This is a genomic window from Pseudomonas fluorescens (assembly GCF_902498065.1).
In the GTDB taxonomy this organism is placed as follows: Bacteria; Pseudomonadota; Gammaproteobacteria; order Pseudomonadales; family Pseudomonadaceae; genus Aquipseudomonas; species Aquipseudomonas fluorescens_BJ.
Map to the genome: position 1 here is coordinate 1,633,315 of NZ_CABVIR010000001.1, position 15,417 is coordinate 1,648,731.

Sequence of the window (15,417 nt, forward strand, 5' to 3'; positions counted from 1 at the left end):
AGCCTCCTATCGGCGGATCGCCAGACGCTGCTCGAGGTAACGCAGCATCATGGCAATGAGGTAACAGGCCGCAACATAGAGCGCTGTGGTCACCAGCCAGGTTTCAATCACCCGGTAGCTCTCGACATTGATCTTGCGCGCGTAATAGGTCAGCTCCGGCACGGCAATCGCCGCCGCCAACGAGGTGTCCTTGAACAGCGAAATAAAGTTGTTCGACAACGCCGGCAGCACGTTGCGCAGCATCACCGGAACAGTGACGTACGCCTTGACCTGCCACTCGCCGAGACCGATCGCCAACCCGGCTTCGCGCTGGCCCTTGGGAATGCTCAACAGACCGCCACGGAACACTTCGGTCAGGTACGCCCCGGCATACAACGACAGCGTGATGATGAACGACGGGATCTTGTCCAGACGAATCCCCAGGCTCGGCAACGCGAAGTAGATCAACAGAATCAACACCAGAATCGGCGTATTACGGATCACCGTCACATACACCGACGCCATCACCCGAAGCGCGCGATGCTTTGACAGCAAGGCAAACGCCATCATCAGGCCGATCACGCAACCGATGGCGATCGACACCAGCGCCAGTTCCAGGCCCAGGCCGAGCCCCGCCAGCAAGGTGTCGAAATCGCGCCACACGGCGGCAAAGTTCAACTGATAGTTCATGGTCAGCAGTACCTTGAACGGGGCGCGTTACAGGCGCCCCGCTCTCACGGGGTCATTTGAATTCGACGGGGAAACCAATCGCGGGTGTTGGCAAATCGACACCGAACCACTGTTTGAAGGACGCCGCGTAGGTCGGGAATTCAACGCCGGTCATGGCTTCATGCAACGTGGTGTTGACGAAGTTCAGCCAGTCCTGATCGCCGCGCTTAACTGCGCACGCGTAGGTTTGCGGGCTCCAGGCGTAAGCCGGGCTGCGATAGCGGCCAGGGTTCTGCACCATCAGGTACTTGACCGAAGACTGGTCGGTGGCAGCGGCGTCGGCACGGCCGGAGTTCACGGCCTGGTACATCAAATCCACGCTGTCGTATTGATCAACCTTGGCTTTGGGCAGCGCCTGGTGCACGAGTTCTTCGGCGTAAACGTTCTGCAGCACTGCCACGGTCACGCTGTCATTGGCCGCTTTGAGGTCTTCGATTTCCTTGTACTTGCTGTTGGCCGGCAACAGCAGGCCGACGCCTTCGCGGTAGTACGGCAGCGTGAACGCGACCTGTTGCGCGCGGCTGGCGGTCACGGTAATGAACTGGCAACTCATGTCGACCTTGTCGGTCAGCAGGTTGGGAATCCGCGCATCGGACGACTGCACCACGAACTCGACCTTGCTCGGGTCGTTGAACAACCCTTTGGCGACCATCCGCCCGATATCGATATCGAAACCCTGCAACTTGCCGTCCGCTCCCTGGAAATGCCACGGCGCGTTGGTACTGCCCGTGCCCACGATCAGTTTCCCGCGGGCCAGCACGCTATCGAGCTTGCTGTCCGCCGCCTGGGCAACACCCACAGCAGCAGCCGAAGCCGCAAAAAGAAAAACACACGCTTTAAACAAGGAAGGTCGGCGATGCATGGCAAGCACTCCAGGATGATGTGTATTCCGCTATACCGGAACTTGGTATGTAACAACGGAATAGACAGCAGAAAGTGTGCCACAGGTCTGCCCGGAAATCACAGGGCAATTGAAATTCAAATCGAATCAATGGGATGCGAAGATTCCGGCAACAAGTGTTACCGGACTCCGCAAGACATGGGCGCTACCGTTGACCACAGGCGGTGGGTAATTGAGCACCCATTGAGGGCAAGTGAGCGGAAGGTGTCACTGACACCCAGGGAGAAATACCTGGAGAGTAAAGCGATTGCGTGTCGATAAATCCGCTGTCCACTGCTGCAGGGATCGCCCTTCCATAACCAGAGAAGAGTTCATCAAACCGGTTGAAACACTGCCGCACCGCCTCCGCGCCAATGAACTGAATTCGATCAATTACCACGCCAAACAGCCTCGTTTACTGTCATCTTTGACAGTAGACGCCCTGATAAACACTCACGAATACTTGAGCTTCATTGGAATTATGACGGCGGCTAGCCAAGGGAGTTGGGACATGTATACCCGAACGTTGCTTTTCACGGCGGCATTAGGACTTTGTTTGACAGGCTGCAACGTTAAACAGGGCAATAATTCCGTCGCGGCTTCAGAAGAATGCGGAGATCTCGTCAACAGAGGGCTCATTGGTCAAAACGGGCCAGAGGTGTGCGTCACGACGCCCCTGTCAAAAAGTGACACATCCATTTCAGGGAGCGTAGTTGGCGCCGGTTCAACAGGGCCGTTCATGGTCACAGCATTAACCACTGATGGAATCTTGAAACAGGCAAGCACCCTGGCAAATGGTGACTTCACGATGAGTTCGTTGAACCTGCAAAACTTGCCAGGCAAAAACATTTCTTTCTCGGTGTTTGTGAACAATACAAGTTCGCCGGTAACAAATCTGGTCGTTGGGCAAGAGCCCGGCTCCAAGTGTGCAGTAGGCACGCCTGACTATCCTTCTTGTGGCACTCACCCAGGCGCCATTTTCTTCCCGATAAAATCATCTGTCACTGCAATAATCCGCGTTCCCACAGGAGAGGTCTTTGGAGGCGCAGCTCTTCTTCCCTACACTATAGGTTTAAACCCTATTATTAGTTGGAAGCCCGACAGGTATCTGGCTTTTTATAGAGACCTCCCGTCGCCAATAACGCCTGGCGACGAATTAACAATTTTCGCGGTCAACTACCATAACGAATCATTCGCCTACACGGTGAAACAAACTGTTTTGCCAACGAAAAAATAAACGCTGAAGTCGCTAGAAGCAGTCGGAGTACAAGACCATCTCTCGTTGTACTCCACTGCTTCCGCTCAGCGCTGAACAGACCTCTTAACCCTCCCCCAGTTGCCATGCAGGCCCTAGAGCCGCTCGCCCCCAACTTGCTCAAAACTTCTCGCCTGTGAGAATTCCTGGAAAGGTGCCGACAACGTGTCATGCCAAGCGGATTGCCCGTCCTGAAGGACGGTGCTAGCCTCGCTTTTTTTCTCATGCCCTCTTTGGTTACTCCATCCTCGCTACTGGGTTTACAGTGCGATCCAAGAGCCACTTTCGGCGGAGCATCAGTCGCATTTCAGCGACGGCAGTCAAACCTGAAGCCGATTTGGACACACGCCGACTCGGCTGTTTTCATTCATGGTTCAGCAAGCGAAAAGCGCTGCCGGCCTTGAGCCAGAGCCTTGTCACATTCCCAGGAGGGGTCAATGTCTTTCAACATCATGATGGTTTTCGGAACGCGTCCGGAGGCCATCAAGATGGCGCCACTCGCCAGAGTGTTGCGTCAATGGCCAGGGGTCAAATTGAACATCTGCTCCACCGGCCAGCACCGTGAGATGCTCAAGCAAGTACTCGATTCCTTCGAACTGACGGTCGACGAAGACTTGCAAGTCATGACCCAGGGCCAGACCCTCAACGGGTTGTCACAACAACTGCTAATCAACCTCGATCAGGCTTACGAGCGAACGAAACCCGACATCGTGCTGGTTCACGGTGACACCACCACCAGCTTCATCGCCGCCCTCGCCGCGTTCAATCGCCAGTTGCCAATCGGTCACGTCGAGGCCGGTTTGCGCACGGGTAATTTGCGTGCACCGTGGCCGGAAGAAGCCAACCGTCGCCTGACAGGCGTCATTGCCGACCTGCATTTCACACCGACCACCAAGGGCGAAAACAACCTGCTGCGCGAAGGCGTGCCCAAGGCCAACATTGAAGTCACCGGCAATACGGTGATCGATGCGCTGCTGTGGATGCGCACCCATCAGCAGGAAATCCACTGGCACCCTGCCGCCGGTTCGTCGCTGGCGGTGCTTGAAGACCATCGACGCCTGGTGCTGATCACTGGCCACCGCCGGGAAAATTTCGGCGATGGTTTTCGTAACATCTGCCAGGCGCTCGCCGACCTCGCCGTGCGCTACCCGGATGTGCAGTTCGTCTACCCGGTGCACCTGAATCCGCAGGTACAGAAAGCGGTATATGGCGTGCTGTCGGACAAGCCGAACATTTATCTGGTGGCGCCGCAGGACTATCAGCATTTTGTCTGGCTGATGGGTCGTGCGCATTTCATCCTTACCGATTCGGGCGGCATTCAGGAAGAAGCACCCGCTATCGGCAAGCCGCTGCTGGTACTGCGCGACGTCACCGAGCGACCGTCCGTGCTCGAAGGCGGGACCGTGTTGCTGGTGGGCACCGACACCGACCGCATCGTCAAGGAAGCCAGTCGTTTGCTGGATGACGAGGTTCACTTCGAACGCATGAGCCGCGTTCACAGCCCCTATGGTGACGGCCACGCCAGCGAACGCATCGCCACCCGATTGTGTGAGTGGCTAAGCGAGCGCTCGGCGGCGGTTAAAGCGCGATGAGTTTCGGTTTTATCGATTTTTTTGCCTACGTCCTGTTCGGCCTCAAATACCTCGCGATCATCCTGGCGTTTTTGATGTTCCTCCTCGGGCTCGATGACCTGTTCATCGACCTCGTGTACTGGGGCCGCAAACTGGTCCGGCGCTGGCGGATCTATGAAAAATTCAAGCGTGCGGATGAAGAGCGCCTGTACGCTATTGCCGAAAAACCTTTGGCCATCATGGTTCCGGCGTGGAACGAAGTCGGTGTGGTCGGTGAGATGGCGCGCCTGGCGGCGTCGACCCTCGATTACGAGAACTATCAGATTTTCGTCGGTACGTACCCTAACGATGCCGAGACGCAGGCCGACGTCGATGCCGTCTGCCAGCACTATCCCAACGTGCACAAAGTGGTCTGCGCCCGCCCCGGCCCCACCAGTAAGGCCGACTGCCTGAACAACGTCATCGACGCGATCCTGCGCTTTGAAAGCGAGGCGAAAATCCAGTTCGCCGGGTTCATTCTGCACGATGCCGAAGACGTGATTTCGCCAATGGAATTGCGCCTCTTCAATTACCTGCTGCCGGCCAAGGACCTGATCCAGATTCCGGTCTATCCCTATGCACCGGAATGGCGAGGTTTCACCGCCGGGCATTACGTCGACGAGTTCGCCGAGAACCACGGCAAGGACGTAATCGTCCGCGAAGCCATGACCGGCCAGGTGCCCAGTGCCGGGGTCGGCACCTGCTTCAGCCGTAAAGCCATCAGCGCCCTGCTCGAAGACGGCGACGGCATTGCCTTCGACGTGCAGAGCCTGACCGAAGACTACGACATCGGTTTTCGTCTCAAGCGAAAAGGCATGAAATGCATTTTTGCGCGCTACTCGGTGACCGACCCGAAACTGGCGCTCGAACAGCCCTGGGCGTTCGGCATGGACCGTGTGTTTTCCCAAGTGATCTGCGTTCGCGAGCATTTCCCCCGGGACTTTCAGCATGCCATCCGCCAGAAATCGCGCTGGATCGTCGGCATCGTCTTCCAAGGCACCAAGAACCTCGGCTGGAGCCCCACGGGCGTGCTCAACTATTTCCTCTGGCGCGACCGTCGCGGCATGATCGCTTACCTGCTGAGTTTCCTGGTCAACCTGCTGTGCCTCGTGCTGCTGGCGATGTGGCTGATGACGGTGATTGCACCCAACGCCTGGCGCTATCCGTCGATCTTGTCCAACAGCCCGGTGCTCGCGACGCTCTTGTGGCTCAACGGTTTGATGCTGATCAATCGGTTGTTCCAGCGTGGCTGGTTCGTCACCCGTTACTACGGACTGGTCGAAGGCCTGTTGTCGGCACCGCGCATGATATGGAGCAACTTCATCAACTTCTTCGCCAACGTGCGGGCGCTGCGTCAGGTCATGGAAATGGGCGATTCACGCCGAGTGGCCTGGGACAAGACCACCCACGAATTCCCGGCCCTGACCAAGGCCCAGCGCACGCCGCTGGGTCATCGCCTGGTGGAAAAAGGCCTGCTCACCGAAGAACAACTGGAAGCGGCGATCACCAACCCGATTCGCCGGCGTCTGGGCCACGAACTGCTGCTGCGTGAACACATCAACAGCACGCAACTGGTGGAAACCCTCGCCGAGCAGCTGGACCTGGAATGGGCGCCACTGAACCCGTTCAAACTCGACAAGCGCCTGATCGACGCCGTGCCGCGCAAGATCGCCTCCCACTACGGCGTGCTGCCGGTGGCCGAGGAAGGCAAAACCTTGGTGCTCGCCTCGGAAGGCCCGGTGAGCCAGGTCTCCCTCGGCGCCATCAGCCGTCAATTGAAACGCCCTGTGCGCTGCCGTCTCGCGCCGCAGGGCCGCGTCACGTTGGGTATCCGCTACTGGTACGCCAGCCCCCGTCAGAATGAGGAAGTACACCACATGCTCGAAGTGCTTGAGCGTCATCAGGACGATGAAGCCTTGCTCGAACGCGTCAGCCATCATCAGGTGTTGCTGGGCAATCTGCTGCAAGTGCGCGGCATGGTCCCGCCGAGCCTGTTCAATCAGGCCTTGATCGACTTCGACGCCGAGCACATGTCCTTGGGTGAACACCTCATCTCGCGCGGCATGATCACTCAGGAAGTGCTCGAACAAGCCCTGGTGGACCAGGCCAGCGAACAGCAAGCCGCCTACCGTATTGTCCGGGAGGTCGCATGAAGCCTGATCGTCATGCCCTCCTGATCGGCAGTCTGTTGCTGAGCCTGACAACCAGTTCCTGGGTACAGGCGGAACCGCTGACCGAGTTCGAACAATTTCGCAGTTTCCCCTACATGGATCGCAGCTACCGCGAAGCGAAAAAGGGCAACTGGGCCGAAGTCGAACGGCTGATGCGCCACCTGCTGGCGAAAGTGCCGAAAAACGATGAAGCCCGGGCCCTGCTCGTGGAAGCGCTGGCCAAGCAACGTCGGTACAAGGATGCCGTGCAAGCGCTGCCGGATAACCCGGACAACAACGACGCCCTGCTCAACCTGCGCCTGACCTGGATCGAACAGGATCCTCCGGGCAGCGAGCAGGTAGAACAATGGATCGCTAGCAGCAACCTCAGTCAGCGGGTACGCCTGTGGCAGGCCTATAGCCTGAGCCTCGCGAAATTTGGCGGCGCCGGCAAAGCTCACGATTGGCTGGCGCAACTGGCGCCCAAGGGTGACGACGACATTCTGCACCTGGCCCGCTCAAACTGGTCCGAGCAATTGCGCGACTGGAACGGCACCATCGAGCAACTGGCGCCACTGGCCGCCAGCAAGCAATTGGACGCCGAAGGTTGGCAGCGACTGGCCAACGCCTATGTGCAGAAGCTCGACGAACAGCCTTTGCAGCAATTGCTGCAGCAAGCGCCAACGCCCGAAGCCGCGCGCAAGGCCCGCCTTGCGATGGTCGATCGGGCGATCGCCATGGGCCAGGTGCAACAGGCTCAACGCTGGATTCAATCATTGCCCGCCAGCGACCTGGCGGATCCGGCGCAACGCCAGCGCCTGTGGGAGCTGGCACGGCAGAGCGGCGACGTGCCGACCGTGCAACGCTTGAGTGGCGAATTGCAGCGTCCGTGCCTCGAAACGGCCGAATGGCTGTCCGGTCGCGATCCGCAAGCCGCACTCACACAGTTGCGTGGCTGCCAGCCGAACGACGACCCGCAGACCTGGCTGATCCTGGCCCAGCGTCTGCAAGCCACCGAGTTGCTGCAAAGCACGCGCCTGCCCGAACCCTGGGACAGTCGCCGCCAGGCACGGCTGCTGGACATCTGGCAGGACCAGGGCGAGACCGACAAAGTCATGGCCTGGCTCGCCGGCCAGCCACAGACGGCCGACGTGGTCAAACGCCGGGCCGAACTGACGCAAGCCCTGGGTCGCACTACTGAAGCCGCAACGCTCTGGGAGCGGCACTACCAGCAGACCGGCAACGTTGGCTCGCTCAATCAGTCGACGTACCTGGCGCTGAACGCCGGTCAGCGCGAACACGCGCAACAGTTGCTCGAACGCGCCTATGACCGTCATGCCGGCAAGTTACCCATTGGCCTGCTGCAACGGCTGGCGGGGCTCTATGCCGCGTCGACGCCGACCCCGACGCAGCAGAAACGCATGGTGTCGCTGCTCAATCGCGTCGATCCCGCCACGCGCGGCCAATTGCTGGCGCAACTGGCCGAGAAAGGTCAGTGCGATGCGGTGAAACAAGCCATTGACGAACATCCGCAGGTCGCAGGCGACTACCGGGTATTGGGCCGTTGTGCCATGCCGGACCGGCCCGGTGAAGCCGTCGTCTACTACCAGACCGCCGAAACACTCGGCGACCGTGGCAGTCGCCTGCCGCTGGCGTATGCGCTGGAAGCGGCCGGTGATTCGTCGGGCGCCCTGGCCATCTGGCGCAGCCTGCCGGAAGCCGAACTGAGCGATAACGCCAAACTGACGGCCAGCCGCAGCGCCCTCATTGCGGGCGACACTCAGGTAGCAGAACGTTACTGGCAACAGAGTCGCGCACGGGGTGCCAATGAGTGGGCGCTGGGTGCGGTGATTGCCGACGCGCGCGGTGATCATGTCGACGCCATGCAGCGTCAGCGTTCAGCCTTGCAGCAGGCGCCGGATGCCGGGCATTTTTACGCAGCGTCGGTCACCGCACAAAAGGCCGGCGAACGGGAGCAAAGCACCGCATGGCTCGCCGAAGCCGTGCGCCGCGAGCCAGGCAACCCGCGTTTTCGCGCCGATTACGGCATGCGCCTGGCCGGGGCCGACACCCGGGAACAGCGCGCCCACGCCATCCCTTATCTGCAAAGCGCCACCCGCGACTTCCCGGAAGACTATCGCCTCGGCGAAACCCTGGCGCTGCGTTATGACGAAGCGAAGGACAGTGCGGCGGCGCGCAAGGAATTGCGGCGGGTCATCGATCTGGAACAGCACCCGGTGGCCGCCGACGATGAGGACGGCAGCATGGAAGCCAGGCGTTATCGCCAGCGCCGCGCCCACGAAACCCTGTCCCGGCGCGACAGCCGCACGCTGGCCAGCACCTGGTCACCGGCCGGAGTCTCGACCAACGACAGTTTCCGCCCCAACGGAACCCTGCGCGACACCTCTCGGCGCGCCACCTCACAGAACGTGCAAGTGGCGATCTGGGACCATGCGCTCGGCGAAGAGCCGAGTCGCGCCGGCAGCGCGTTGGCGGTTTATGGCCGCGTACTGCTCGGCGGTCAGGGCCGGTCGAGTTACGGCGAATCCCTCGGCACCGGCGTGGGTTTGCGTTACAAGCCCTGGGGCACGGCGAACATCAACTTCTACGGCGAGCTCTACAAGCAGAGCTCGTTTGATAGCAACGACAATCAGCACCTGAGCCTCGGTCAATTGCTGATTCCTGAAAAACTCGCCAACCAGTTCAACGATCATCGCCAGGACGGCCACACCAGCACCGATTACCTGCTGCGCGCCACGGCCTCATTTCTTGATCAGGGACGATTCCGCAACGATTGGCGCATCGATGAAAACGATTGGGAGGAGCGTTCGCTCTATCTCGACGCGGCGTGGTGGACCAAGGCCGGTGATCACCAATGGCTGTCGCGCTTCCAGCAAGGCCATACCTGGAAGCTGCCGTTCAACGGCGCACAAACCGTTATGCCGTACGGCTTTCTCGAGTTCGCCAGCCAGGACCCGAACAATGACTGGCGCCAGGACCTGCGCACCGGTATCGGCCTGCGCTGGCAATGGTGGTTCGACGACGACATCTACAACGCTTACCGCGCGCACCTGACGGTTCGTACCGAGTATCAACAATCCCTGAGCGGCAACCTGTATGAAGGCGGCAACGGTGTGTTGCTGGGTGTGGAGTTGAATTTCTGATGACGCGTTTTCTCCTGGTCTTTTGCCTGTTGCTGAGCAGCACAATGGCGCGCGCCGATGAGCGAATTTTTTACCAACCCCTGAACGTCGACGCCAATCTGAACCAGGCGCAATGGCGACGGATCTGGCAAGACAGCGCCAAACACGGCGTGCAGACGGTCATCGTGCAATGGACGGCGTACGGTGATTCAAACTTCGGCGGCGTCGATGGCTGGCTCGCCACCAGTTTGAAACTGGCCCACGAGCAAGGCCTGAAACTGGTGCTGGGCCTGAGCATGGACCCGGCCTATTACCAACGCATCGATGAGCTGGACAGCGCCGGGCTCGCAACGTATTGGCAGGCGCAACTCGGGCAGTCGCTGGCTCAGCAACAGCGGCTGCGCCAGGACTGGAAACTGCCAGTGAGCGGTTGGTACCTGCCGATGGAGCTCGACGACTTTCACTTCCTGGCGGTCGATCGACGGCAAACCCTGCAACGCCAGCTCGAGGATTTCGCCGGCAAACTGGACGCACCGCTGCACGTCAGCGCCTTCACTGCCGGCAAACTTGCACCCCAGGTAAACGGCCAGTGGCTGGGAGGCCTGGCGAACGCGGGTGTTCACGTGTGGTGGCAGGATGGCGCAGGCACCGGGCGATTGCCGCCACTGGTGCGTCACGGCTACGCCGGCGCACTGCCCTGTCCGGTCGGTATCGTGCGCGAAGCGTTCCGGCAAATCAGCGCCGAGGGCCAAGCATTTCGCGCGGAGCCGGCCAACCCGCACGCCACATCGGCAGGTTGCCATCCGACGGCGGTGTTTTCCCTGCGTTATCGACCGTGGGGCAAGGTGATTCTCGACAACCAACGCAAGCATCAGGTCGGCGATGTTTCAAAACTTTAGGGGAAGGATCGGACGACCTTTCATCAATAGGGTTTGAGTCGCTTGGAGTCAGCCATCGCGAGCAGGTCGAAACATCGCACCTGCTCGCGAAGGGCCCTCAAATCCAGCGCAGAATCACCCGCCGACCCGCGTCAGAAACACCCGCGTCACCCGCCGTTCCTCAACCGCCATCACCGTCATGCGCCAGCCTTCCCACTCATGGCTGTCGCCAATCATCGGCAGACGATCCAGCAAGCTCACGACCAGACCCGCCAAGGTCTGATAGTCCTCGGTCGGTTCCGCGGCGAACCCGGTGCGCTGGCGAACCCGCATCAGGTTCAACGCACCATTGACCCTGAACCCGCCCTGCTCTTCCACAACATCCGGCCCTTCGATTTCGCTGGCGTCGGGTAGCTCACCGGCAATCGACTCAAGAATGTCGGTCATGGTCAGCATACCGACGAAGTCACCGAACTCATTGACCACAAAGGCAATGTGCGTCGAGGCTCTGCGCATCTGTTCCAGGGCGTTGAGAATCGAATAGCTGTCCAGCAAGTTGATGGTCTTGCGTGCCAGGTGTTCGAGGTCTGGCTCGTTGCCAGCCAAATAGTCCTTGAGCAATTCCTTCTTGTGCACGAAGCCCAGCGGCTCATCCACCGCACCGTCGCGAATCAACGGCAGGCGCGAGTAGGACGAATGCATCAGCTGTGTACGAATGGTTTCTGCGTCGTCGGACAGATCGATGTGATCGATGTCGGCGCGGACCGTCATCAACGTGCGAATCGGGCGCTCGGCCAGTTGCAGCACGCCGCTGATCATCACCCGCTCGCGACGGTCGAACAGCTCTTCGCTCGGCGCCTCGCCGTTGTCGAGCAAGTCGGCGATCTCTTCGCCGACCTCCTCTACCGCCAGTTTCCGACCACCCAGCAAACGCAGGACGGCGTGAGCCGTGCGCTCGCGCATCGGTCGCAATCCCTGCATGGACTTTTTGCGGCGGGCCCGGGCGATCTGGTTGAACAGCTCGATCAGGATCGAGAAACCAATGGCCGCGTACAGGTAGCCCTTCGGAATGTGGAAGCCCAGACCCTCAGCGGTCAGCGCGAAACCGATCATCATCAGGAAGCCCAGACAGAGCATGATGACCGTTGGGTGGGCGTTGACGAAACGGGTCAGCGGCTTGCTGGCGACGATCATCAGGCCGATGGAGATGATCACCGCGATCATCATGACCGCCAGTTCATCGACCATGCCCACGGCGGTAATGACCGCGTCAAGAGAGAACACCGCGTCGAGCACCACGATCTGCGCGACGATCGGCCAGAACAGCGCGTAAGCCGTGTTGGACGAGCGCTGGCCGACATGGCCTTCGAGTCGCTCGTGCAATTCCATCGTCGCTTTGAACAACAGGAACACACCACCGAACAACATGATCAGGTCACGACCGGAGAAACTGTGCTCGAACACTTCGAACAGCGGCTGCGTCAGGGTCACCAGCCAGGAAATACTCGCCAACAGGCCCAGGCGCATCAGCAAGGCCAGGGACAAACCGATGATTCGCGCACGGTCACGCTGCTCCGGCGGCAGCTTGTCCGCAAGGATGGCGATAAACACCAGGTTGTCGATGCCGAGCACCAGCTCCAGCACGATCAACGTCAACAGGCCCAGCCACGCGGTGGGGTCAGCTATCCATTCCATAAAAACGTCTCGATCTCTTCAGTGAATTCAGAATGCCGGGCACGGCAAGGCGCGGCGCAGAGGCCGTGGCGTTGCAATGTCAAAGCTGGTCAGAAGGCGAAAGACCGGGTGTTTCGCGTGCATCAGGCGCGCACGGTGGCGCCGGGAGGAAGGATAACTGGGAGGCTCCGAGAGGGTGTTCATGCAAGTCCTGAAAGGAAAAAGGCCTTGGAGCGTACAGGCGAAAGTAACTTTTCCTACAGCCAGAAATCATTACAAAATCTGTACACCTCTGGATTGCCGTTGTCCCGACCGCCGCCTTCGCGAGCAGGCTCGCTCCCACAATGGATCTTCGATGATCAAAAAAAGGGTCGCGAAAGGCGGTTCAATGTGCGAGCGAAGCTGTTGCTTTTAGCGGTTTTTCACCCGCTCGATGTATCGCACCACCGCCGCTGATTTCTCGAACCGCCGATAGACCAACGATAACCACGAACTCGCCTCACACCCTTTGATCGACCGGTAAACAACACCCGGCAACCCGACATGCCCGACCACCGACTCCGGCACCACCGCCACGCCCTGCCCCAGCGACACCAGCGCCAGCACGGCCACCAACCCGCCCGGTTGCGCCCCGAGCTTCGGCGCAAACCCGCCCTCGGCCGCGACTTGCAAGGTGCCGCTGATCTGCTCCGGCAGGATGAACCTCTCCCCCTTCAAATGCTCCGGGCTGATCTCGGGCAAACGGCACAGCCACGACTCACTCGACAGCGCCAGCACAAAACCTTCAGCGTCGAGGCGAATGGCTTCCAGCCCTTCGGGCAACGTCAGGGGTGAGCGCACGTAACCGATATCGAATCGACCTTCGAGCACCATCGCCGGCAAAGTCGCCATCGGACTTTCGCGCACGTTGAGGCTGACGTCCGGACATTCGCGACTGAACGCTTGCACCTGCTTCTGCAGCAGACCTGAGTACACCGCAGAGGCCACGTAACCCAGTTCGATATGACCAATATCCCCTCGCCCGGCACGCTGGGCATTGCGTTGGGCGTATTCAAATTGGCGCACCGTCGCCTCGGCTTCGATCAGCAGTGCGGCGCCCGCTTCGGTCAGGCTGACTTCACGGGTCTGACGCACGAACAGCCGCGTGCCAAGCTCGTTCTCCATGTCCTGGATCTGCCGAGTCAAGGTCGGCGGTGCGATACCGAGTTGTTCGGCGGCGCGAGTGAAGTTGCCTTGTCGGGCAACGGCCAGAAAGTAGCGAAAATGCCGTATGTCCATCGGTGGATTAGCTCAAAGGTAATGAAGTGCCGGTTTTCGGCTAACGAAGCCTGTCAGCGGGCGCGATAAGCTCATTTGGCAATCACAGTAGAGAGCCCACACCATGAACGTCAAACCTCTTATCGCCGTTATGTCCATCCGCATTGCGCAAAAGGCAATCCGGTCATGAGCCGCGTCAATCCGCGCCTCACACTGTTGACAGCCTCTGGCGTCTGTTCGTTGATCGTCCTCGACACCAACATCGTCGCCGTCACCTTGCCGACGATTGCCCGGGACCTGGGTGCCAACTTTGCCGACATCGAATGGGTGGTCAGCGCCTACATGCTCGCCTTCGCCGCCCTGTTGCTGCCGGCTGGCAGCATCGCCGACCGCTTCGGCCGGCAGAAAACCCTGCTCTGTGGCCTGGTCATTTTCATTCTGGCGTCCATCGGTTGCGGCGCGGCACCCAACGCGTTGTTTCTCGACATCGCCCGGGCGATCAAGGGTGTCGGCGCGGCGTTGCTGCTGACCTCGGCACTGGCCTCTATCGGCCACACCTTTCACGATGAAGCGGAACGGGCCAAAGCCTGGGCTTTCTGGGGCGCGTGCATGGGCGTGGCGATGACCGCCGCACCGACCATCGGCGGGCTGATTACCGAGTACATCGGCTGGCGCTGGATCTTCTACCTGAATTTGCCGGTGGGCCTGTTCCTGATGGTCATGGTCTGGCGTGCCGTGCCGGAGTCTCGCGACCCCCAATCCGCACGCCTCGATCCGTGGGGCAGTCTGGCGTTCAGTGGCAGTTTGCTGTGCCTGATCTGGGGCCTGATCGAAGCCAACCGGATCGGCTGGAACAACCCGAGCACTTACGCCCGACTGATCGGCGGCGCGCTGTTGCTGGGGTTGTTCGTCGTGATCGAGCGGATGCAGCGGCGGCCGATGGTCGACCTGCAACTGTTCAAACATCCGCGCTTCATCGGCGCCTTGCTGGGCATGTTTGCCTACGCCGGTTGTGCTCAGGTGATGATGACGTTGCTGCCGTTTTATCTGCAAAACGGCCTGGGTTTCTCGGCCATCGCCTCGGGGCTGGGCATGTTGCCGTTTGCCCTGACCATGTTGATTTGCCCACGGATCGGCGTGCGCCTGGCCAACCGTCTTGCCCCGGCCACGCTGATGGCGACCGGTTTGAGCCTGGTCGGCATCGGCAATCTGCTCAGTGCCTGGGCGGTCAGCAGCGGTGGGTACCTGCCTTTCGCGCTGGCGATTGCCGTCACGGGCGCCGGTGCCGGGCTGCTCAATGGCGACACGCAGAAAAACATCATGGCCTGCGTGCCCAGGGAACGCACCGGCATGGCTTCGGGCCTGAGCACCACCATGCGCTTCAGTGCGATCGTGCTGGCGATCGGCGTGTACGGCGCATTGCTGTCCAGCCATGCCGAGCAGTTGTTGCGCGCAGATTTGTCGGCACAAGGCGCGCAATGGCTCGCCCAGACCCAAGGCATCGCGTCGCGGGTGGTGGCCGGTGACATGCCGGCAGCGCTGGGCCTGGTGCCGGAAGCCGCGCGCAGCGTGATCGAACCGTTGGCCCGAGAAGCGTTCGTCGGCGGTTTCAGTCTCTTGCTGTGGGTCGCCGGTTTGCTCGCACTGCTGGGGGCGCTGGTGGTAGGCACGTTGATGCGCAATCCGATTCCGGCCCCATCGGCGGCCACCATCAGCGCAAGGGCTTGAAGGACGCCAGCACCCGCTCGGCATTGGCATCGCAGCCCATGCCGTCGGGCGAGCTTGTACATGGGCCGGCGTGCGCGCCAGTATCGTCAGGCGATGGGCAAATCATCGCAGATCCGTGCAAAAACCGCGGTGCC

General features: G+C 60.4%; 10 protein-coding genes. 6 read left to right on the forward strand and 4 right to left on the reverse strand.

All coding sequences use genetic code 11. The features are described 5' to 3' along the window. Positions 1-6 precede the first annotated feature (6 nt). Positions 7-669, reverse strand: coding sequence for an amino acid ABC transporter permease (locus F8N43_RS07675; protein WP_008033038.1), 663 nt, complete (start codon positions 667-669; stop codon positions 7-9). 52 nt (positions 670-721) lie between these two features. Then, complete coding sequence (locus F8N43_RS07680; RefSeq protein ID WP_145314551.1) at positions 722-1,570, reverse strand: transporter substrate-binding domain-containing protein; 849 nt, start codon at positions 1,568-1,570, stop codon at positions 722-724. 286 nt (positions 1,571-1,856) lie between these two features. Here F8N43_RS07680 and F8N43_RS07685 point away from each other — a divergent pair, with 286 nt between their 5' ends. The 5 genes from F8N43_RS07685 (at position 1,857) to F8N43_RS07705 (ending at position 10,645) form a co-directional block, all read left to right on the forward strand. Further along, a complete protein-coding gene (locus F8N43_RS07685) occupies positions 1,857-2,825 on the forward strand; it encodes a hypothetical protein (RefSeq protein WP_224787795.1) in 969 nt (322 codons plus the stop codon). Between the two features lie 455 nt (positions 2,826-3,280). Beyond that, positions 3,281-4,435, forward strand: coding sequence for a non-hydrolyzing UDP-N-acetylglucosamine 2-epimerase (gene wecB, locus F8N43_RS07690; protein ID WP_150653521.1), 1,155 nt, complete (start codon positions 3,281-3,283; stop codon positions 4,433-4,435). Next, positions 4,432-6,606 carry a cyclic di-3',5'-guanylate-activated glycosyltransferase NrfB gene (gene nrfB / locus F8N43_RS07695; protein WP_150653522.1) on the forward strand — a complete coding sequence of 725 codons (2,175 nt, stop codon included), beginning with the start codon at positions 4,432-4,434 and terminating at the stop codon, positions 6,604-6,606. The genes wecB and nrfB overlap by 4 nt, the downstream gene beginning before the upstream one ends. Beyond that, positions 6,603-9,767, forward strand: a complete 3,165-nt coding sequence (locus F8N43_RS07700; protein WP_150653523.1) for an NfrA family protein — start codon at positions 6,603-6,605, stop codon at positions 9,765-9,767. The genes nrfB and F8N43_RS07700 overlap by 4 nt, the downstream gene beginning before the upstream one ends. Beyond that, a complete protein-coding gene (locus F8N43_RS07705; RefSeq protein ID WP_150653524.1) occupies positions 9,767-10,645 on the forward strand; it encodes a DUF4434 family protein in 879 nt (292 codons plus the stop codon). The genes F8N43_RS07700 and F8N43_RS07705 overlap by 1 nt, the downstream gene beginning before the upstream one ends. A gap of 114 nt (positions 10,646-10,759) precedes the next feature. On the opposite strand, the gene F8N43_RS07710 is transcribed toward F8N43_RS07705, so the two are convergent. Both F8N43_RS07710 and F8N43_RS07715 read right to left on the reverse strand, forming a co-directional pair. Then, the gene (locus tag F8N43_RS07710; protein ID WP_150630068.1) at positions 10,760-12,319 is read right to left on the reverse strand and encodes a TerC family protein; all 1,560 of its coding nucleotides are present in this window, start codon (positions 12,317-12,319) and stop codon (positions 10,760-10,762) included. A gap of 390 nt (positions 12,320-12,709) precedes the next feature. Then, a complete protein-coding gene (locus tag F8N43_RS07715; protein WP_150630070.1) occupies positions 12,710-13,576 on the reverse strand; it encodes a LysR family transcriptional regulator in 867 nt (288 codons plus the stop codon). 165 nt (positions 13,577-13,741) lie between these two features. Between F8N43_RS07715 and F8N43_RS07720 the strand changes: the two genes are divergently transcribed. After that, entirely contained in the window at positions 13,742-15,283 is a 1,542-nt protein-coding gene (locus tag F8N43_RS07720; protein WP_150653525.1) for an MFS transporter, read from the forward strand. The last annotated feature ends 134 nt before the right edge of the window (positions 15,284-15,417 follow it).

Bases quoted from the DNA above. Each gene is read 5' to 3' on its own strand.
- F8N43_RS07675 (WP_008033038.1), bottom strand. From the start codon at position 669: ATGAACTATCAGTTGAACTTTGCCGCCGTGTGGCGCGATTTCGACACC.
- F8N43_RS07680 (WP_145314551.1), bottom strand. From the start codon at position 1,570: ATGCATCGCCGACCTTCCTTGTTTAAAGCGTGTGTTTTTCTTTTTGCG.
- wecB (WP_150653521.1), top strand. From the start codon at position 3,281: ATGTCTTTCAACATCATGATGGTTTTCGGAACGCGTCCGGAGGCCATC.
- nrfB (WP_150653522.1), top strand. From the start codon at position 4,432: ATGAGTTTCGGTTTTATCGATTTTTTTGCCTACGTCCTGTTCGGCCTC.
- F8N43_RS07700 (WP_150653523.1), top strand. From the start codon at position 6,603: ATGAAGCCTGATCGTCATGCCCTCCTGATCGGCAGTCTGTTGCTGAGC.
- F8N43_RS07705 (WP_150653524.1), top strand. From the start codon at position 9,767: ATGACGCGTTTTCTCCTGGTCTTTTGCCTGTTGCTGAGCAGCACAATG.
- F8N43_RS07710 (WP_150630068.1), bottom strand. From the start codon at position 12,319: ATGGAATGGATAGCTGACCCCACCGCGTGGCTGGGCCTGTTGACGTTG.
- F8N43_RS07715 (WP_150630070.1), bottom strand. From the start codon at position 13,576: ATGGACATACGGCATTTTCGCTACTTTCTGGCCGTTGCCCGACAAGGC.
- F8N43_RS07720 (WP_150653525.1), top strand. From the start codon at position 13,742: ATGAGCCGCGTCAATCCGCGCCTCACACTGTTGACAGCCTCTGGCGTC.